The 17,988-nt window shown below is 72.9% G+C and carries 16 protein-coding genes and 2 pseudogenes; 10 read left to right on the top strand and 8 right to left on the bottom strand.

All coding sequences use genetic code 11. The features are described from left to right. The first annotated feature begins 85 nt into the window (after window positions 1–85). The 4 genes from ACGFT1_RS29785 to ACGFT1_RS29770 all read left to right on the top strand — a co-directional run bounded on the left by ACGFT1_RS29785 (window position 86) and on the right by ACGFT1_RS29770 (window position 4,202). Entirely contained in the window at window positions 86–841 is a 756-nt protein-coding gene (locus ACGFT1_RS29785) for a (Fe-S)-binding protein (protein ID WP_373912087.1), read from the top strand. Beyond that, window positions 838–2,316 (top strand): lactate utilization protein B, encoded by a 1,479-nt coding sequence (locus ACGFT1_RS29780; protein WP_373912086.1) that lies wholly within the window; start codon window positions 838–840, stop codon window positions 2,314–2,316. Before ACGFT1_RS29785 ends, ACGFT1_RS29780 begins: the two co-directional genes overlap by 4 nt. Continuing rightward, window positions 2,313–2,954 (top strand): lactate utilization protein C, encoded by a 642-nt coding sequence (locus ACGFT1_RS29775; protein ID WP_373912085.1) that lies wholly within the window; start codon window positions 2,313–2,315, stop codon window positions 2,952–2,954. The genes ACGFT1_RS29780 and ACGFT1_RS29775 overlap by 4 nt, the downstream gene beginning before the upstream one ends. A 93-nt stretch (window positions 2,955–3,047) precedes the next feature. Next, window positions 3,048–4,202, top strand: a complete 1,155-nt coding sequence (locus ACGFT1_RS29770) for an ABC transporter ATP-binding protein (protein ID WP_373912084.1) — start codon at window positions 3,048–3,050, stop codon at window positions 4,200–4,202. Here ACGFT1_RS29770 and ACGFT1_RS29765 read toward each other — a convergent pair. The 4 genes and pseudogenes from ACGFT1_RS29765 to ACGFT1_RS29750 form a co-directional block, all read right to left on the bottom strand. After that, window positions 4,198–5,136: pseudogene (locus tag ACGFT1_RS29765) on the bottom strand (ABC transporter substrate-binding protein); the annotation flags it as partial. The gene ACGFT1_RS29770 and the pseudogene ACGFT1_RS29765 overlap by 5 nt on opposite strands. Next, entirely contained in the window at window positions 5,133–5,804 is a 672-nt protein-coding gene (locus ACGFT1_RS29760) for an ABC transporter permease (RefSeq protein ID WP_373912083.1), read from the bottom strand. The gene ACGFT1_RS29760 and the pseudogene ACGFT1_RS29765, both read right to left, overlap by 4 nt. A gap of 28 nt (window positions 5,805–5,832) precedes the next feature. Further along, window positions 5,833–6,513: an ABC transporter permease gene (locus ACGFT1_RS29755; protein WP_373912082.1), complete on the bottom strand. Its 681-nt coding sequence runs from the start codon at window positions 6,511–6,513 to the stop codon at window positions 5,833–5,835. A gap of 169 nt (window positions 6,514–6,682) precedes the next feature. Beyond that, a pseudogene (locus tag ACGFT1_RS29750) lies at window positions 6,683–7,246 on the bottom strand (TetR/AcrR family transcriptional regulator); the annotation flags it as partial. 192 nt (window positions 7,247–7,438) lie between these two features. Between ACGFT1_RS29750 and ACGFT1_RS29745 the strand changes: the two are divergent. The 3 genes from ACGFT1_RS29745 (at window position 7,439) to ACGFT1_RS29735 (ending at window position 10,738) form a co-directional block, all read left to right on the top strand. Continuing rightward, window positions 7,439–8,296 (top strand): AAA family ATPase, encoded by an 858-nt coding sequence (locus tag ACGFT1_RS29745; protein WP_373912081.1) that lies wholly within the window; start codon window positions 7,439–7,441, stop codon window positions 8,294–8,296. Further along, on the top strand, window positions 8,293–9,651 hold the full coding sequence (locus tag ACGFT1_RS29740) for a VWA domain-containing protein (protein ID WP_373912080.1): 1,359 nt from the start codon (window positions 8,293–8,295) through the stop codon (window positions 9,649–9,651). The genes ACGFT1_RS29745 and ACGFT1_RS29740 overlap by 4 nt, the downstream gene beginning before the upstream one ends. A 112-nt stretch (window positions 9,652–9,763) precedes the next feature. Then, the gene (locus ACGFT1_RS29735; protein ID WP_373912079.1) at window positions 9,764–10,738 is read left to right on the top strand and encodes a D-cysteine desulfhydrase family protein; all 975 of its coding nucleotides are present in this window, start codon (window positions 9,764–9,766) and stop codon (window positions 10,736–10,738) included. 228 nt (window positions 10,739–10,966) lie between these two features. Here the strand turns inward: ACGFT1_RS29735 and ACGFT1_RS29730 are convergent, their stop codons facing one another. Together ACGFT1_RS29730 and ACGFT1_RS29725 are read right to left on the bottom strand one after the other, a co-directional pair. Continuing rightward, window positions 10,967–11,326 (bottom strand): cupin domain-containing protein, encoded by a 360-nt coding sequence (locus tag ACGFT1_RS29730; RefSeq protein ID WP_373912078.1) that lies wholly within the window; start codon window positions 11,324–11,326, stop codon window positions 10,967–10,969. 216 nt (window positions 11,327–11,542) lie between these two features. Further along, entirely contained in the window at window positions 11,543–12,814 is a 1,272-nt protein-coding gene (locus ACGFT1_RS29725; protein WP_373912077.1) for a LysR substrate-binding domain-containing protein, read from the bottom strand. Window positions 12,815–12,964: 150 nt separating this feature from the next. Between ACGFT1_RS29725 and ACGFT1_RS29720 the strand changes: the two genes are divergently transcribed. Further along, a complete protein-coding gene (locus tag ACGFT1_RS29720) occupies window positions 12,965–13,660 on the top strand; it encodes a type 1 glutamine amidotransferase domain-containing protein (protein WP_373912076.1) in 696 nt (231 codons plus the stop codon). 248 nt (window positions 13,661–13,908) lie between these two features. After that, window positions 13,909–14,874, top strand: coding sequence for a pirin family protein (locus tag ACGFT1_RS29715; RefSeq protein ID WP_373912075.1), 966 nt, complete (start codon window positions 13,909–13,911; stop codon window positions 14,872–14,874). Between the two features lie 315 nt (window positions 14,875–15,189). On the opposite strand, the gene ACGFT1_RS29710 is transcribed toward ACGFT1_RS29715, so the two are convergent. Both ACGFT1_RS29710 and ACGFT1_RS29705 read right to left on the bottom strand, forming a co-directional pair. Further along, a complete protein-coding gene (locus ACGFT1_RS29710) occupies window positions 15,190–15,453 on the bottom strand; it encodes a hypothetical protein (RefSeq protein WP_373912074.1) in 264 nt (87 codons plus the stop codon). Between the two features lie 47 nt (window positions 15,454–15,500). After that, a complete protein-coding gene (locus ACGFT1_RS29705) occupies window positions 15,501–15,992 on the bottom strand; it encodes a hypothetical protein (RefSeq protein ID WP_373912073.1) in 492 nt (163 codons plus the stop codon). Window positions 15,993–16,603: 611 nt separating this feature from the next. Here ACGFT1_RS29705 and ACGFT1_RS29700 point away from each other — a divergent pair. After that, window positions 16,604–17,857 carry an Ig-like domain-containing protein gene (locus ACGFT1_RS29700; protein ID WP_373912072.1) on the top strand — a complete coding sequence of 418 codons (1,254 nt, stop codon included), beginning with the start codon at window positions 16,604–16,606 and terminating at the stop codon, window positions 17,855–17,857. The last annotated feature ends 131 nt before the right edge of the window (window positions 17,858–17,988 follow it).

The raw sequence follows: 17,988 nt of genomic DNA, 5'->3' as shown, positions 1-17,988 counted from the left end.
TCGGCTCACCGGCGGTGAACCGAGCCGCGGCCCCCGCCGGCGCACTACCCTGCATTCGTCAGACGACCGTCACCGAGGAGCCGCGATGCGTGTCGCCCTGTTCCTGACCTGTGTCAACGACACGCTGTATCCGGACACCGGGCGGGCCGTGGTGAGGCTGCTGACCAGACTCGGCGTCGAGGTCGACTTCCCGGGCGGCCAGACGTGCTGCGGACAGGCCCACTACAACACCGGCTACCGGCACCAGGCCGAGCCGCTGGCCCGGCACTTCGCCGAGGTGTTCGCGGGGTACGAGGCCATCGTGACCCCGTCGGGATCCTGCGGGGCGATGGTGCGGGAGCTGTATCCGCGGCTGGGTGAGCGGGCCCGGGCCGAGGGGCGCGGGGACGCGCTGGCGCGGACGCTGGCGCCGGTGGTGCCGAGGACGTACGAGCTGACGGAGTTCCTGGTGGACGTGCTCGGGGTGACGGACGTCGGGGCGTACTACCCGCACAAGGTCACCTACCATCCCACCTGCCACGGCCTGCGCGGCCTCGGGCTCGGCGACCGGCCCCGGCGGCTGCTGGCGGCCGTCCGGGGGCTGGAGCTGGCCGAGCTGCCCGGTGCCGAGGAGTGCTGCGGCTTCGGCGGCACGTTCGCGCTGAAGAACGCCGAGGTGTCGGCCGCGATGGGCGCGGACAAGGTGCGCAGCGCCGAGTCGACCGGCGCGGAGGTGCTCTGCGCGGCCGACAACTCCTGTCTGATGCACATCGGCGGCATGATGAGCCGGCTGCGGACCGACCTGCGGCCGGTGCACCTCGCGGAGATCCTGGCGAGCACGGAGGAGGAAACGGCGGTATGAGCGCAACGTTCGTCGGCATGCCCGCGTTCCCGGAGGCCGCGCGCCGGGCCGTGCACGATCCCGTCCTGCGCGCGAACCTGCGGCACGCCACGCACACCATCCGGGCCAAACGCGCCAGGGCGGTGGGCGAGTTGTCCGACTGGGCGGAGCTGCGGGAGGCGGGCCGCCGCATCAAGGACCATACGCTGCGCCATCTCGACCGCTACCTCGTGCAGTTGGAGGAGTCGGTCACCGCCGCCGGGGGCACGGTCCACTGGGCGGCGGACGCCGGGGAGGCCAACGCCATCGTCGCCCGGCTGGTGAAGGAGACCGGTGAGTCCGAGGTCGTCAAGGTCAAGTCGATGGCCACGCAGGAGATCGGGCTGAACGAGGCGCTGGAGGCGGAGGGCATCCGTGCCTACGAGACCGATCTCGCCGAACTGATCGTGCAGTTGGGCAGGGACCGGCCCTCACACATCCTGGTCCCGGCGATCCACCGCAACCGGGGGGAGATCCGGGACATCTTCGTCCGCGAGATGGGCGCGTGGGGCCGCCCGGCGCCGGCGGGCCTGACCGATACCCCCGCCGAACTCGCCGAAGCCGCCCGGCTGCACCTGCGGGAGAAGTTCCTGCGCGCCGAAGTCGGCGTCTCCGGCGCCAACTTCATGGTCGCCGAGACGGGCACCCTCGTCGTGGTGGAGTCCGAGGGCAACGGCCGGATGTGCCTGACCCTGCCCGAGACCCTGATCTCGGTCGTAGGGATCGAGAAGATCGTGCCGACCTGGCGGGACCTGGAGGTCTTCCTCCAGACACTCCCCCGCTCCTCCACCGCCGAACGCATGAACCCGTACACGAGCATGTGGACCGGCACCACCGACGGGGACGGGCCGCGCACCTTCCACCTCGTGCTCCTCGACAACGGCCGCACCGACACCCTCGCCGACCAGGTCGGCCGCCGAGCGCTGGCCTGCATCCGCTGCTCGGCCTGCCTGAACGTCTGCCCGGTGTACGAGCGGGCCGGCGGCCACGCCTACGGTTCCGTCTACCCGGGCCCGATCGGCGCCATCCTCAGCCCGCAACTGCGGGGCACGGGCAGCGAGATCGACGCCTCCCTGCCGTACGCCTCGTCGCTGTGCGGCGCCTGCTACGAGGTGTGCCCGGTCGCCATCGACATCCCCGAGGTGCTGGTGCACCTGCGGGAACGGGTCGTGCAGGGCGGGCCGGCGGTACGGCAGGGCAACAAGGTCGTCCTCAAGCCCGCCCGGGGACACGCGGCCGAGCGGGCGGCCATGCGGGCCGCGCGCTGGGCCCTCACCCGCCCCGGCGCCCTGCGCACCGGCCAGCGGCTCGCCTCCCGCACCCGGCGGCTGCATCCTCGTACCCTGCCCGGCCCGGGGAGGGCGTGGAGCGGCGCCCGGGACCTGCCGGCCGTACCGGCCGAGTCCTTCCGGGACTGGTGGCAGCGCACCCGCGGCGGAAAGGACGGCGCCCAGTGAACAGCAGGGAGCGGATCCTGGGCCGGGTGCGGCGGGCCCTCGCCGACGTGACGCCGGACGAGCGGCCGTACGAGGAGGCCGTGGCCCGGCGCTACCTGCGCGAGCACGGGCGGCGGACCGTCGAGCGGACGGTGGAGCTGCTCGCGGAGAACCTGGCCGACTACCGGGCGGCCGTGCACCGCTGCGACGCCGAGCAGCTGCCGCACCTCGTGTCGCGGCTGCTGGCCGAGCGCGGCGCGCGGGAGGTGCTGGTACCGCCCGGGCTGCCACCGCAGTGGCTGTCGGCCACCGGCGCCGCACAGATCCCCGACCGGGCGGTGAGCACCCCGCACCGGCTGGACCGGGTGGACAGTGCGGTGACGGGGTGCGCCGTGGCGATCGCCGAGACCGGCACGATCGTTCTCGACGGCTCCCCGGACCAGGGCCGGCGCCGCATCTCGCTCATCCCCGACCACCACATCTGTGTCGTCCGCGTCCCCGGCCAGGTCGTCTCCTCCGTGCCGCAGGCCCTGGAACGGCTGGACCCCACCCGCCCGTCGACCTGGATCTCCGGCCCGTCGGCCACCAGTGACATCGAACTGGACCGGGTGGAGGGCGTGCACGGCCCGCGGACGCTGGAAGTGGTGCTGCTGAGCTGACCCGGCACCGCGCCGGCCGGAGCGGTCCTCGGCCGTCCGCCGGTCGGAGCACGGTGGGGAGAGGTGTCCGGCGCCCTGCCGTAGCGTGAGGGAATGATCCGGTTCGAGCAGGTCGGCAAGCGGTATCCGGACGGTACGACGGCCGTGGACGACCTCTCCTTCGAGGTGTCCGAGGGCGAGCTCGTCACCCTGGTCGGCCCGTCCGGGTGCGGCAAGACGACAACCATGATGATGGTGAACCGGCTCATCGAGCCGACCTCCGGCCGGATCTTCGTGGCCGGCGACGACATCGCGGCCGTCGACCCGGTGCGGCTGCGCCGCCGTATCGGCTACGTCATCCAGCAGGTCGGTCTCTTCCCGCACCGCACGGTCCTGGACAACACGGCGACCGTGCCCGCGCTGCTCGGCTGGAAGCGGGCGAAGGCGCGGGCACGGGCGGCCGAACTGCTGGATCTGGTGGGCCTCGACCCCCGGACGTACGGGTCCCGCTACCCGGAGCAGCTGTCCGGCGGGCAGCGGCAGCGGGTGGGCGTGGCGCGGGCCCTGGCCGCGGATCCGCCGGTGCTGCTGATGGACGAGCCGTTCGGCGCGGTCGACCCGGTGGTGCGTGAGCAGTTGCAGGACGAGTTCCTGCGGATGCAGGCCGCCGTGCGCAAGACGGTGCTGCTGGTCACCCATGACATCGAGGAGGCCGTCCGGCTCGGCGACCGGATCGCCGTGTACGGGCAGGGCCGTATCGAGCAGTTCGACACGCCGGGCGCGGTGCTCGGGGCGCCCGCTTCGCCGTACGTCGCCGGGTTCGTGGGCGCGGACCGCGGGCTGAAGCGCCTGTCGGTCACCGCGATCGAACCGGAGGACCTGGAGCAGCCGCCGGTGGCCCGCCTGGACGAGCCCGCCGGCCGGGCGCTGGAGCGGCTGCGGGCCGAGGGCGCGCGCTGGGCGGTCGTCCTGGACGCGGGTGGTGACCTGCACGGCTGGGTCGGCATCGGGGAACTGGCGGCGGGCGGCACGGTCGCGGCCCTGGCCCACCGGATGACCGCATGGGTACCGGTGGGCGCGCCGCTGAAGCAGGCGTTCGGGGTGATGCTCCAGTACGACGCCGGGTGGGTGGCCGTACTGGACGGGGCGCGGTTCCTCGGCGTGCTGACCCCGGCGCGGCTGCACGAGGCGCTGCGCCGCTCGGTGGACGCGGACGCCCGGGGGGTGGCGCGCGGGCAGGTGCCGTTCGACTCGGTGGCGGATGCCTGAGCAGCCCCTTGCCCTTCAGGTAGGCGCGGGCCACGTCGGCCGGCAACCGGCGCCAGCTGTCGACCTGCCGGTTCAGGCCGGCCAGGTCACCGGTGGTGAGGACGCCGTTCAGCGCCCCGAGGACCTTCGTCACACCGGCGCCGCCCGCGCGGGAACGGTTGACGACGGGGACGATCAGGTCGGCGTTCTGGAGGTGCCTGTCGTCGGCGAGCAGGACGAGGCCGAAGGAGTCCAGGGTGGCGTCGGTGGTGGTGGTCAGCACCATCTGGTCCCGGCCGTCCCGCACGGCCCGCTTGGCCTGCGTGGTGCCGACTCCCTCGGGGTCGACGCCGGTGACGTCGATCCCGTACACCCTGCGCAGGCCGGGGGCGCAGTACGGCCGCTGGACGCACTCGTCCCCGGCGGCGAGTCGCACGCCCAGCCGCGAGGCGCCCAGGTCGCTGAGGCTGCGCAGGCCGTGCCGGCGGGCGTAGGAGGCGCTCACGGCGAAGGCGTTCTGGTCGACGGCCCGGCCGGGCGGGAGCACGGTGAGGCCGCGGGGCGCGGCGAGGGCCCGCAGGGCCCGCAGGGTGGTGGCGGGGTCGGGTGAGCCGGCCGGGGGCGCGCCGGCGCCGTGGGTTCTTGCGGCGAGCCAGTCGGCGAAGGTGGCCGCGTACTCGGGCACCACGTCGATCTGGCCCGACTCCAGGGCGGGTTCGTACAGTTCGCGGTTGGCGACGGTGAGCAGGGAGGTGCGGTAGCCGGCCTGGTCCAGCAGCTGCGCGTACATCTGGGCGAGCAGGTCGCTCTCGGTGAAGCCCGCGGAGCCGATCACCAGGTGACGGCGGTCGCCGGGCGGCCCGGTGACCTGGCCCCGGTTCTCCAGGGACGGGCCGGTGGAGCAGGCGCTCAGGAGGAGGAGGGCGAGGGCGGCGAGCGCCGTACGGGCTGTCATCGGCCACCCCGGACCCACGGCGGCGCCAGCCGTCCGGCGATCTCGAAGGCGCCCTCGACGAGGAGGGCGAACACCGCGACGAGCAGGGCACCGGCGACGACCTGGGGTGTGCTGGCGAGAGCGAAGCCGGCCGTGATGATCCGGCCGAGGCCGCCGCCGCCCGCGAGCGCGGCGATCGTGGCGGTGGCGACGAGCTGGACGGCGGCGATCCGCACCCCGTTGAGGATCATGGGGAGCGCCAGGGGCAGTTCCACGCGGAACAGCAGCTGCCGGCCGGTCATCCCCATGCCCCGCGCGGCCCGCACCACGCTCCGGTCGACCTCGCGCATGCCGACGTAGGCGTTGGTGAGCAGCGGCGGCGCGGCGAACAGGACGAGGGCGACCACCGTGGGGCCCTCGCCCCACCGGCCCACCGGGGTCAGGAGCAGCAGCACCAGGACGGCGAAGGTGGGCACGGCCCGGCCGGCGTTGGCGAGGTTGACGGCGAGCGCGCCGCCCTTGCCGAGGTGGCCGAGGACGAGGGCGACGGGCAGTGCGATCAGGCAGCTGACGAGCAGGCAGACGACGGTGAGCAGCAGGTGCTGGAGCAGCCGGTGCCGGATGCCGTCGTCGCCCGTCCAGTGCGCGGGGTCGGTGAGCCAGTCCCAGGTGGCGGTGAGGGTGCTCATGCGGGGGCCGTCCGTGTCCCGGCCGGGCTCATGCGCGGCCGGCCCGGGTCCAGGGGGTGATCAGCCACTGCACGCCGAGCAGGAGCAGGTCGGCGGCGACGGCGATCAGCACGCACAGGACGGACGCGGTGAGCACCTGGGCCTTGAAGTAGGTGTTCATGCCCGCGTAGAGGAGGTTGCCGAGGCCTCCGAAGCCCACGATCGCGCCGACCGTGACCAGGGAGACCGCCGAGACGGTGGCGATGCGCAGGCCGGCCATCGCGGCGGGCAGCGCGAGGGGCAGTTCGACGGTGAGGAGCAGGCGGAGGGGGCCGTAGCCGAGGCCGCGCGCGGCCTGCCGGATCTCCTCCGGGACCGCGCGCAGGCCCGCGAGGATGTTCCGTACGAGCAGGGTGAGCGAGTACAGCACCAGCCCGGTGACGACGAGGGCGGCAGACAGGCCGTAGAGGGGCAGGAGCAGGGAGAACATGGCAAGCGACGGGATCGTGTAGAGCACCGTCGTGACGGCGAGGACCGGACCGGCCGCCCAGCCCCGGCCGCGGGCCAGGAGCGCGAGCGGCAGGGCGACGGCCACGGCGATGAGGACGGACAGCACGGTCAGCCGCAGATGCTGGAGCACCGCGTCGAGGAGGATCTGGCGGCGGGTGGTCAGATAGAGGCCGCAGATCCACTCGTTGCGTGTGAGGCAGTCGTCCGGGGGCGCGGTCACGGGTCCATTGGACCGGGCGCGGCAGCGGACCCGCGCGTTGTGGTGACCCGTACGGGGACCAGGGGCGGTCCCCGAGGGAGCGGTGACCCGGCCGGCCGGAGCCACTCCTCTCCGGAAGGGTCGCCCTTGGCCGGGCCGGCCGGCGCGGACCCTGCGCCGGGCCGGTCGGGCGCATGCCGGCCGCGTCCAGCAGGGCGGTGGCCGTCGCCGTGGCGAGGCCGTCGGCCAGCTGCTCCACCCCGGCGCCGGCCCGGGCGCCGGCGCCGTCGAGGACGAGCTGGCGGGCGAGCAGCTCGGGGTCGCGGGCGCCACCCCGGTCGGCCTCGGCACGGAAGCTCGCGGCCAGACGGTCCTTGACCTCGCGGGCGACCTTGCTCGCCGGGTGCTCCGGGTCCTTCAGTTCGACCAGCACGGCCAGGTACGGGCAGCCGTGGTAGCCGGCGTCCAGGGAAGCCTGCTCCAGCCGTTCGAAGACGTACAGGACGCGCTCGGGGGGGCTCGCGCTCTCCGGGTGGGGACGGGTGAACCGGGCCTCGTACCACCGGACGCCGCGCTCCAGGCTCGCGGCGAGCATCGCGTCCTTGCTGTCGAACAGCTGGTGCATCGACCGCTTGGACACGCCCGCCGCCCGGCACAGGGCCTCGATGCCCACGCAGACGCCGTCGCGGTAGGAGAGCCTGGCGGCGGCGTCGAGCAGCCGGTCGCGGGGGGACGCCTTCTCCGATGTGGCCATACGGTGAGGTCACCGCGCCGCGGGGGGAGGGAAACCGATCGGTATACACATCGGTTCGTACGTCGGCACGCTTCGCCGGCGCCGGTCACCCGGGTACTCGTGCCCCGGACCGGAACACGTGACAGAAACGGTGAACAAGCGCTTAGATAGGCGGCCGAAGGACGCATCGCTCCCGAGCCGCCGGAGGCCCCGTTGTTCACATCCGTCGACGACGTCTCCGCCCGCCTGGCCGAGACCGGCTACCTCGCCTCCCCCGCCGTCGCCACCACCGTCTTCCTGGCGGACCGGCTGGGCAAGCCGCTGCTGGTCGAGGGCCCCGCCGGGGTGGGCAAGACCGAGCTGGCCAAAGCCGTCGCCCAGGTGACCGCGGCCCGGCTGGTACGGCTCCAGTGCTACGAGGGCGTGGACGAGTCCCGCGCCCTGTACGAGTGGAACCACGCCAAGCAGCTGCTGCGGATCAGCGCGGCCCGCGACGAGAGCTGGGACGAGACCCGCACCAACATCTTCAGCGAGGAATTCCTCCTCCCCCGCCCCCTGCTGACCGCCATCCGCGGCGACGAACCGACCGTGCTGCTGATCGACGAGACCGACAAGGCCGACGTCGAGATGGAGGGGCTGCTGCTGGAGGTCCTCAGCGACTTCCAGATCACCGTTCCCGAGCTGGGCCCGGTCACGGCCACCCGCCGTCCCTTCGTCGTCCTCACCTCCAACGCCGCCCGGGAACTGTCCGAGGCGCTGCGCCGCCGCTGCCTGTTCCTGCACATCGGCTTCCCGGAGGAGGAACTGGAGCGGCGGATCGTACGGCTGAAGGTGCCGGGCCTCGGCGAGGCGCTGACCGAGTCGGTGGTCCGGGTGGTCGGGGCGTTGCGCGCGATGGACCTGCGCAAGGTGCCCTCCGTCGCGGAGACCATCGACTGGGCCCGCACCCTGCTGGCCCTGGGCGCCGGCACGCTGGACGAGACGGTCGTCCTGGACACCCTCGGGGTGATCCTCAAGCACGAGGACGACATCCGGAAGGCGGCGGCCAAGCTCGACCTGGCCGCGCTGTGACCGCCGTCGCCTGCCGGATCACCGGCCTGGTCGGGGCGCTGCGCGCGCACGGGGTGCGGATCGGCACCGGGGAGACCGTGGACGCGGCCCGCGCGGTGGAGGCGCTGGGGCTGACGGACCGGGAGCTGCTGCGCGAGGGGCTGGCCGCCACACTGCTGCACGGACCGGGCCAACGGGCTTTGTTCGACTCGGTCTTCGACCTGTACTTCCCGCGCGGCGTCGGCGGACCCGGCGGCGCCCCGCGGGACCGGGAGGCGTTGCGCGACCGGCTCGCGCGGGCACTGGCCGACGACGACCGGGCGCTATTGGCCCGGCTGGCGGCGGAGGCGGTCGACTCCCTTGGCGGGTACGGGAGTTCACCGGGCTCGGACGGCTGGTCGGCCTACCAGACCCTGGACCGGCTGCGTCCCCAGACCCTCCTGGCGCGGGTACGTGCCGAGGTGCGCGGCCGGGACGGCGGCGGAGCGGGCTCGGGCTTCGCGGACCGGCTGCTGGACGACGAGCTCCGGCGCCGCGTCGAGGAGTTCCGGCGGATGGTCGGCACGGAGGCGCGGCGCCGGGTGGCCGAGCGGCGCGGACGGGACGACATCGCTCGGCGCGCTGTCCGCCCGACCGCCGACCGGGTGGACTTCCTGGCCGCGAACCGGGACCAGCTCGCCGAGCTGCGCCGGGTCGTGCGGCCGCTCGCCCGCAAGCTGGCCACCCGGCTCGCCGCCCGCCGCCGCCGGGCCGCACGAGGCACGATCGACCTGCGCCGTACCCTGCGCTCCTCCCTGTTCACGGGCGGGGTGCCGATCCGGCCGGTGCTGCGCAGACGCCGCCCGGTCCGGCCCGAACTGGTGCTGCTCTGCGACGTGTCCGGCTCGGTGTCCGGATTCTCGGACTTCACCATGCTGCTGGTGCAGGCACTGCACGACCAGTTCGGCAAGGTCCGGGTGTTCGCGTTCGTCAACCGGCTCGACGAGGTGACCGGCCTGCTGGGCCACGGCCGCGCCGACCCGGACGGGCTCGGCGCCCGCATCCGCGCCGAGGCCACGCTCACCGGCTGGCACGGCAGCAGCGACTACGGCGTGGCGCTGGGCGAGTTCACCGAGCGGTACGGCGACGCGGCCGGCCCGCGCACCACGGTGTTCGTCCTCGGAGACGCCCGGACGAACATGAGCGACCCCAACCTCCCCGCCGTCCGCGACCTGGTCCGGCGGGCCCGCCGCGTCTACTGGCTGAACCCCGAGCCACGCGACCGGTGGGGCACCGGCGACTCCGCCGCACCCGCCTACGCCGAGCTGGTGGAGATGCACGAGTGCCGCACGGCCCGGCAGCTCGGCGCGCTGATCGCCCGCCTGCTGCCGGTGTGACGCCGGGCGGCCCGGGTCGAGCCGGCACCGGAAGGGAGGGCTGCTGCCGGAGATGCCCGGCGGCCGTGATCGACTGGACGGCCACGCCGACCACTGAACCGAGGATGCCGCCATGAGCCACCCGCCCGTGCCGCTCGGCACCTTCCCCACCCCCGTCGAACCGGCACCCAGGCTGGCCGCCGCGCTCGGACTCGCACCCGGCGACCTGTGGGTGAAACGCGATGACCTGACAGGCCTCGGCGCCGGCGGGAACAAGATCCGCAAACTGGAGTGGACGGCGGGCGCGGCCCTGGCCGAGGGCGCGGACACCCTCGTGACCACAGGGGCCCCGCAGAGCAACCACGCCCGGCTGACCGCCGCCGCGGGCGCCCGGCTCGGCCTGGACGTCGTCCTCGTGCTGCGCGGCTCGCCCGGCGCCTCCCGGTCCGGGAACCTCGCCCTGGACGGCTTGTTCGGGGCGCGGCTCGCCTGGGCCGGCGAGGTGGACCGGGCCGGGCTGGACGCGGCGGCGGCCGAGGTGTGCGGACGGCTGCGGGCGGCCGGCTCCCGACCGGCGCTGATCCCGTTCGGGGGTTCCGGCACGCTGGGCGCCCGGGGCTACGTCCGGTGCGGCGAGGAACTGCGCGAGCGGATGCCGGACCTGCGGACGGCCGTGGTCGCCCTGGGCTCGGGCGGCACCATGGCCGGGCTGGTCGCGGCCCTGGGCACCGGGTCGGTGCTCGGCGTCGACGTCGGCGCGCTGCCCGACCCGGCCTCGGCGGTGGCGCGGTTCGCGGCGCCGCTCACGCCGGAGACGGTCACGGCTGCGGGGCTGCGGGTGCGTCGGGACCAGGTGGGCGACGGGTACGCGGCGCTGACCGGCCCGGTGCGCGAGGCACTCCGGCTGGCCGCCCGCACGGAGGGACTGGTCCTGGACCCGACGTACACGGGCCGTGCCCTGGCCGGCCTCCGGGCGGCCGTCCGGGACGGCACCGTCCGGCCGGGCGAGAAGACGGTCTTCGTCCACACCGGCGGTCTGCCGGGTCTGTTCGGTCACGAGGACGCGCTCGCGTTCGCGGAGGGCGGCGCGGAGACGTTCGGCGGCTGACGGCCGTGGGCGAGGGGGTGCGGGTGGGATCGGGAGTGGCCCGTAGGAGTGGGAGTGGCCCTGGCAGTGGCTGTGGCCCGTCGGCCGGTTGCGGGGGCGGGGCCGGGTCATGGGCGGACCCGCACCGGGCAGGGCGGATCGGGGCCCGGGCTCAGGTCCAGGGCCGGGCCGGCCGGGTCGCACGGGGACGGCCCGGCCGGGGTGGTGGCGGGCGGGCCCGCCGTCCGGTCAGCTCTTGGCGTACTCGTTCGCCATCGTCCCGGCGAAGTCGTAGACGATGACCGGCTCGTCACCGACCACCCAGGCGTCGTGACCGGGTGCGCACACGAAGACGTCACCGGGACCGACCTCGGCCTCGCCGCCGTCGTGGTCCATACGGAGACGCATCCGTCCCTGCACCACGTATCCGTTGTGCGGGACCATGCAGCTGCCGGTGCCCGCGATCGGCGCCACGGACTCCGACCAGCGCCAGCCCGGCTCGAAGGTACCCACCGCGAAGTCGAGCCCGGTCAGATGGAGCGCTTCGACATGGCCGCGGGGGAAGTCGCGCCGTTCGTCCGGCTTCTCGACCGTCTTCACTTCCAGCATGACGGTGTCCTCCTTCCGGCCGCGGACCGCGGCCGGGGCCGGCCTCCGTCCCCCGGCGGCCTCGGACGGCACCGGCGCTGCGGCGGCCGTACCCCACGGCTCCATCGTCGGCCCGGCAACCGGCCCGCGCCAACCAGGGGGCACCGGACATCGATGTCGCCGGCAGGTCGTCCCGGTGGGCCCGGGTGCGGCCTTGCGGGTGGCCGGGCGGGCCGGTCACCAGCTGGGGGCCGCCCGCAGCAGCAGGTCGTGGACGCGAGCCACGTCCGGGTTGTCGCAGGCGCCGGGACGCCGGACGAGGAAGCTGGTGTTGATCGGCGGATCCTCCGGTTCCAGCAGCGCCACCAGCGCGCCGGAGGCCAGCAGGTCCTGGCACAGATAGCGGGGCAGCACGCTGAACCCGGCGCCCCCGGCCACGGCCGCGAGGACCCCGCGCAGGTCGGGAACCGTCACGGCAGCGGTACGGGACAGCCGCCGGCCGAAGACGTGCCGCCAGTACCGGCGGGCGATCGGCAGGTCCTCGGCGTAGGTGACGAGCGGGACATCGTGCAGGACGGCGGGGTCGAGGAGAACGGCCGAGCTCGGGGTAGGAGTTCGCGTCGGGACCGGAGTCCGCGGGGCGGAAGCGTCCGGGGCGGTTGGGCCTGGGGCGGAAGCAGCCGGGGCGGCGGGGCCTGGGGCGGAAGCCTCCGGTACCGGGCTCTCCGGGGCGGGAGCCTGCGGGCGGGCGGCGCCTGGGACGGTGGAGCCCCGGGGGGCCGGGTCCGGCACGGAGGAGACCCGGTCGGCGGAGCGCCGGGGGGCTGAGTCCGGGGTGGCGGAGCCCGGCGCCGCGGTGCCCAGGACCCCGGAGCCCGGGGTGGGGGCGTCCCGCGTGGTGGAGCCCACGGTGGCGGGGTCCCCGATGGCGGGGCCCCCGGCGGCGGCGTTCCGTTCGCCCTGTCGTCCCCGCAGCCGGTCGGCCCAGACCGGGGAGGCGACCAGGACGAACTCCTCATCGGCGAGCGGCACGGCGTGCACCGTACGGCCACGCGGGCGGGTCGTGGCGATCACCAGGTCGTGACGGCCGGCGCGCAGTTCCTCCAGCAGCGGATCTGTCAGGCCCGTCGACACCCGCAGCCGGAGCCCCTCGGCGACCAGCGGGGCCAGAGCCGGCAGCACGGTGGTGCAGAGGAACTCCGCCGGGCCGGCCAGATGGACGGGCTCGGCCCGGGTACCGGCCGGCGGGGTGGGGCCGGCGACGACGGCCAGGTCGTCCAGGGGCGCGGCGATCCGGGCCGCCAGCTCGTCGGCCACCGGCGTGGGCGTGACCCCGCGCGGCAGCCGTTCGAACAGCTCACGGCCGGTCTGCCGTTCCAGCGCGCGCATCTGCGTCGTCACCGTCGGCTGCGACAGCCCGAGCACACGGGCGGCGCCGGTGAAGGAGCCGGAGCGGTACACCGCGAGGAAGGTGCGCAGCAGGTTGAGGTCGAGCGCGGGGGTCTCCACGGTCCGAGTATCACCGCCCGCCATTCCCGTCGCACCCATAGAAGATCCAATGCCTGCCATTCACCAGCCCATTGGATGTCTATGGGCGCGGTCGCCTACGTTCTCTTGTACAGACCGCAAGCCCTTCGAAGTCAGAACCCGGGAGACCCCATGTCGAAGATCCTGTTCGTGATGACCGGCGCCGATCACTGGACGCTCGCCGACGGCACCGCGCACCCGACCGGTTTCTGGGCCGAGGAGGCGGTCGTCCCGTACCGCGCCCTCAGGGCCGCCGGTCACGAGGTCGTCGTCGCCACCCCGGGCGGTGTGGTCCCGCCGCTCGACCGGGCGAGCCTGGCCGCCGAGGTCAACGGCGGCCAGGAGAAGGCCGACGAGATCGCCCGCGCCGTGGAGGAGATGGCCGAGCTGCGGACGCCGGTGAAGCTCGCGGAGGTGGACCTCGCCGACTTCGACGCCGTCTTCTACCCGGGTGGGCACGGCCCCATGGAGGACCTGGCCGTGGACCCCGACTCCGGCAGGCTGCTGGTGGCGGTCCTGGACTCGGGCAAGCCGCTGGCCGTGGTCTGCCACGGCCCGGCCGCCCTGCTCGCCGCGGTCCGGGCGGACGGTACCAACGCCTTCGCCGGCTACCGGGTGGCGGCCTTCACCAACGAGGAGGAGACGCAGGGCGGACTCGCCGGGCAGGCCAGGTGGCTGCTTCAGGACCGGCTGACCGAGGCGGGCGTCGAGGTGGGGGCGGGCGAGCCGTGGACGCCGCACGTGGTGGTCGACCGCACCCTGGTCACCGGCCAGAACCCGGCGTCCTCCGCCCCGGTGGCCGAGGAGCTGCTGAAGCGGCTGGGCTGACCCGAGGGCCGGCGCGCCGTCCCCCGTCCCGAGCCCGGTCGTCCCGTCGACGGCCGGGCCGTCTGCGAGCGCCCGGCCGCCAGGAGGCTGACCGGTCCGCCGTACCCCGCTCCAGGGCGCTGCCTGAACCGTGCCGTCCCCGTCCGTGTCGTACAGCGGAACACACCGGAAGGGCTGCCGGGGCACACGGAGCGAAATCCCGGACACCGCGCGCACCGTCCGGCCCGCACACCGCTAAGTTGGGCGCCATGAGCAACCTAGACCGCGCACCCGTGCCCAGCGTCTGCGGTGGCCGCGGCTTCGTCGTCGCCGAACCGGTGCGCGAGCTGCTGAGCCCCCGGCACGTGAAGCTGGGCCAGTCGACCGAGGTACGCCGGCTGCTGCCGAACCTCGGGCGGCGCATGATCGGCGCGTGGGCCTTCGTCGACCACTACGGCCCCGACGACATCGCCGACGAGCCGGGCATGCAGGTGCCGCCCCACCCGCACATCGGGCTCCAGACGGTCAGCTGGCTGCACGAGGGCGAGGTGCTGCACCGGGACTCCACGGGCAGCCTGCAGACGATCGGGCCCCGGCAGCTGGGCCTGATGACCTCGGGCCGCGCGATCAGTCACTCCGAGGAGACCCCGCGCCCGCACGCCCGTTTCCTGCACGGGGCCCAGCTGTGGGTCGCCCTGCCCGACGAACACCGGCACACCGACCCGCGGTTCGAGTACCACGCCGAGCTGCCCCAGGTCACCGCGCCCGGGCTGACCGCCACGGTGATCCTGGGCGAGCTGGACGGCGCCCGGTCGCCCGGTACGACGTTCACCCCGATCGTCGGCGCCGACCTCGCCCTCGCCGGGGGCACCGACGTACGGCTGCCGCTGGAACCGGACTTCGAGTACGGCGTACTGGCGATGTCCGGCGAGGTGCGGGTGGACGGGGTGCCGGTGCTGCCCGGCTCGATGCTCTACCTGGGCTGCGGACGGTCCGAACTCCCGCTGCGCGCCGAGTCGGACGCCGGGATCATGCTGCTGGGCGGCGAGCCCTTCGCCGAGGAACTCCTCATGTGGTGGAACTTCGTGGCCCGCACCCAGGACGAGATCGAACAGGCCCGCGCGGACTGGACGGAAGGGTCCCGTTTCGGCGAGGTGAAGGGTTACGACGGAGCCCCGTTGCCCGCACCCGCGCTGCCGCCGGTACCGCTGAAACCCCGCGGAAGGGCGCGCTGACGTGCGAAACGTCGGCCGGACCGCCCCGAGCCCCTGACCGTGCTCCGGTATGCGGTGCCTGGAGCCGGTACACCCCTGGCGACCACGTGCGGTCACCAGCAGGCTGGACTCCGCGGGGAACTCGGCAGTCGAACCCCGCTACGGAGTGGCAGGCCAGGAAGCGCCCTGGCCTGCCGCTGCCTCGCGATGCCGTCCGCTGCGCCTGCCCGCAGCGACGTCGCCGCCGCCTGGTGAAGTCGCGGTCACGGGCCAGTCACGGACTCTTCAGCTCGTGCACGGGTGCTGGCGAGGCGGTAGGAGTCGGCGCTCTTCGCATCAAACCGCAAAGGGATCGCCCACGACGCCGCAAAGCCGCACCAGCCCTGACTGCCCCTCGTCATCGACCTGCACATAGACGGTGTACGACCATCCATGCCCCTCCGATTCGCGCCGCGTCCAGGCAAGCACTTCATCAATATCAGCCTCTGATACCTGATATTCGTGCGAGTGATTGCTGACCGTGTCCCAGAAGTACACGCGATACACGGCACGGTCTTGCTCCCAAGTGATATCCCTGGGGTCTACTGGGCGTATTTGCATGGCCTCATCATAGAAGCTCGTCCGTGCTCGGGCCCGTCCGTGCAGAGCTAGTTCACGTAGAGGGTCTGGCTGAGCCCCGTGTCGATGTTCCCGGGTTTCGGTGCAGTGATCTGGCCGCTGATGACGCCGGTGTAGCTGCCCGCCCTGCGCACCTGCTTTCCACCTTCGAGCGGCGTGTAGAACGTTGCCGTCTTCCCGTTCTTGATCACCTGGGTCTGGCTGGAAGTCGTCATGACCTGCCTCGGCCCCATGCGGGGGCCCAATTCCAGCCTGCCGTTGAGATGTACGGTAACCGACGGGTAGGTACTCTGGCAGGTCACGCGAGTCTTGAACAGAATGCGCCCATCAGGCTGCCCGGAAGACCGGTGAGGGTTCTGCGGCGTCGCGATACAGGTCGCGCCACCAGCAGCAGCAAGCTTGACGCTCCCGAGTCGGCCGGAGTCATCGGCATTTGCAGGCGTGGATACCAGAACGGTCGCAGCCAACCCAACTGCCCCCAGAGCAGTTATGGTTCGACGCTTCAACAGTTCACTCTTCATGCTCACGGTTCCCCGATTCTTTTCCGCATGAGGGACGGAACTCGTCAGACGGCCCGCCCCCCAGGTCACGCATGACTGTATCCCCATGATCGTCTTCGGGGAAAAGAATTGAGGATCTTCTGAGCTTGCACCGAGGCCGACCCGTGTCACCGTCGCAGCCGGTGGCGGCGGATGAATTCACCGCCGAAGCGGCTCGCAGTTCAAGAGCCCCTGCCCGTATCGCAGCAGGGGCACGTTCACCCCGTTCCGCAACCTGTCCGCCCTCGCCGAAGCCGGCCGGGAACGGTACGGCATCGGTCCCGATACCCGCGCCCGCCTCGACGCCCGCTTCTTCCACCGCTTCGACGACGGCAACGCCCGCTCCGCCCCCTGCTCCGCCGGTGCCCCCGGCACTCCCGCCCGAACCGCGGATTCGACGCCGCACTCATGCCTTCCGTGGCATGAGCAAGCCAGAGCACACCAACGTCAGCATCGCCTCGATGACGCGCCCGGCAATGCGTGGCCTTCGCCACAATTTACCCATTTATGGACACAGCTGTGCCTATAAATACTGTCGAGGCTGATTGCTCTCTTCCGTGATCAGCACAGGACCACAAAAACCGATCGATGGCATGGAGAAGCGCTTGACCACGCTGTGTAAACGAAGCACCAGGCTGGTGGCTACGGCCGGCGTACTCGGCGGCGTACTCGCGGTCACGGCCCTCGGCGGTACGAGCCACGCCGCCACCAGCGGCAACGATGCCGGGAACCACCCGAACCCGCAGGCGCCGGTGAGCCGGACGGCCTCCCAGGAGGCCTCCGAGGCCCGCATACAGATCACGCCCGGGCAAGGTGCCTACAACGTCGGGGTCAGCGACCCGGTCAGTGTCACCGTCGGCAACGGCAAGCTCACCAAGGTGACCATGACCGCCGTCGCGACCGGCGCCGAGATTCCGGGCAGTCTGTCCGCGGACGGCACCTCCTGGAAGCCGGACGGCCGGCTGAAGCGTGCCACCGAATACCAGATCGCCGCAGAGGCCGAGGACGCCGAGGGCCGCTCCGCGACCGGTAACGCCACGATCACGACGGTCTCCCCGGCCAACGACTTCCTCGGGCACGTCTCCCCCCAGGACGGCTCGACCGTCGGCGTGGGCATGCCGGTGACGGTCGGCTTCGGCAAGGCGGTCAGCGACAAGGCTGCCGTGGAGGCGGAGATCCAGGTCAGCTCCAGCAGCGGCCAGCGGGTCGTCGGTCACTGGTTGAACGACCACCGCTTGGACTTCCGCCCGGAGAACTACTGGAAGTCCGGCTCCATCGTCACCGTCACGCTCAACCGCCACGGCATCCGGAAGACGGTCACGTTCAAGATCGGACGGAGCCAGATCAGCACCGTCGACGCGAAGACGAAGCAGATGACCGTCGCGCGGGACGGCAAGACGGTCAAAACCATTCCGATCTCATCAGGCAGCCGCGAACACCCGACGTACAACGGTCAGATGGTGATCTCCGAGAAGTTCAGGCAGATCCACATGAACGGTGCGAGCGTCGGCCTCACGGAGAAGGACGGCAAGCCCTCGTACGACATCAAGGCCGTACCGCACGCCATGCGCCTCACCGACTCGGGCACGTTCATCCACGGCAACTACTGGGGTGGCGACTCGGTCTTCGGCAAGGTCAACACCAGCCACGGTTGCGTAGGTATGAGGGATGTCAGGGGCGGCGGCGACGGCAGGCAGCCCGCCGCGTGGTTCTTCGACCACTCGATGATCGGTGACGTCGTGATCGTCAAGAACTCCCAGGACAAGACCGTGCCGGCCCCGGACAACCGCCTCAGCGATTGGAACATGTCGTGGAGCGAGTGGACCGCGGGCAGCCCCACCACCTGACATCACGGCGCTCTCCACACATCCGCATCGACACCCCTTCCGCCGGGCGGTGGACGGCGACTGACGCGCCCGGCCTCGAAGCAGGCCCCCGGCCACTCACCGAGCCTATCCCTGTCTCGTTTACACATCTG

The organism is Streptomyces sp. Y20 (assembly GCF_043195475.1).
Classification (GTDB): Bacteria; Actinomycetota; Actinomycetes; order Streptomycetales; family Streptomycetaceae; genus Streptomyces.
Note: the sequence above shows the minus strand (reverse complement) of the source record. Positions and strands in the feature narration are given on the sequence as shown.

Coding starts and splice junctions, on each gene's coding strand:
- ACGFT1_RS29770 (WP_373912084.1), top strand. CDS start 3,048: ATGATCCGGTTCGAGCAGGTCGGCAAGCGGTATCCGGACGGTACGACG.
- ACGFT1_RS29735 (WP_373912079.1), top strand. CDS start 9,764: ATGAGCCACCCGCCCGTGCCGCTCGGCACCTTCCCCACCCCCGTCGAA.
- ACGFT1_RS29715 (WP_373912075.1), top strand. CDS start 13,909: ATGAGCAACCTAGACCGCGCACCCGTGCCCAGCGTCTGCGGTGGCCGC.
- ACGFT1_RS29720 (WP_373912076.1), top strand. CDS start 12,965: ATGTCGAAGATCCTGTTCGTGATGACCGGCGCCGATCACTGGACGCTC.
- ACGFT1_RS29760 (WP_373912083.1), bottom strand. CDS start 5,804: ATGAGCACCCTCACCGCCACCTGGGACTGGCTCACCGACCCCGCGCAC.
- ACGFT1_RS29705 (WP_373912073.1), bottom strand. CDS start 15,992: ATGAAGAGTGAACTGTTGAAGCGTCGAACCATAACTGCTCTGGGGGCA.
- ACGFT1_RS29700 (WP_373912072.1), top strand. CDS start 16,604: ATGGAGAAGCGCTTGACCACGCTGTGTAAACGAAGCACCAGGCTGGTG.
- ACGFT1_RS29710 (WP_373912074.1), bottom strand. CDS start 15,453: ATGCAAATACGCCCAGTAGACCCCAGGGATATCACTTGGGAGCAAGAC.
- ACGFT1_RS29730 (WP_373912078.1), bottom strand. CDS start 11,326: ATGCTGGAAGTGAAGACGGTCGAGAAGCCGGACGAACGGCGCGACTTC.
- ACGFT1_RS29780 (WP_373912086.1), top strand. CDS start 838: ATGAGCGCAACGTTCGTCGGCATGCCCGCGTTCCCGGAGGCCGCGCGC.
- ACGFT1_RS29785 (WP_373912087.1), top strand. CDS start 86: ATGCGTGTCGCCCTGTTCCTGACCTGTGTCAACGACACGCTGTATCCG.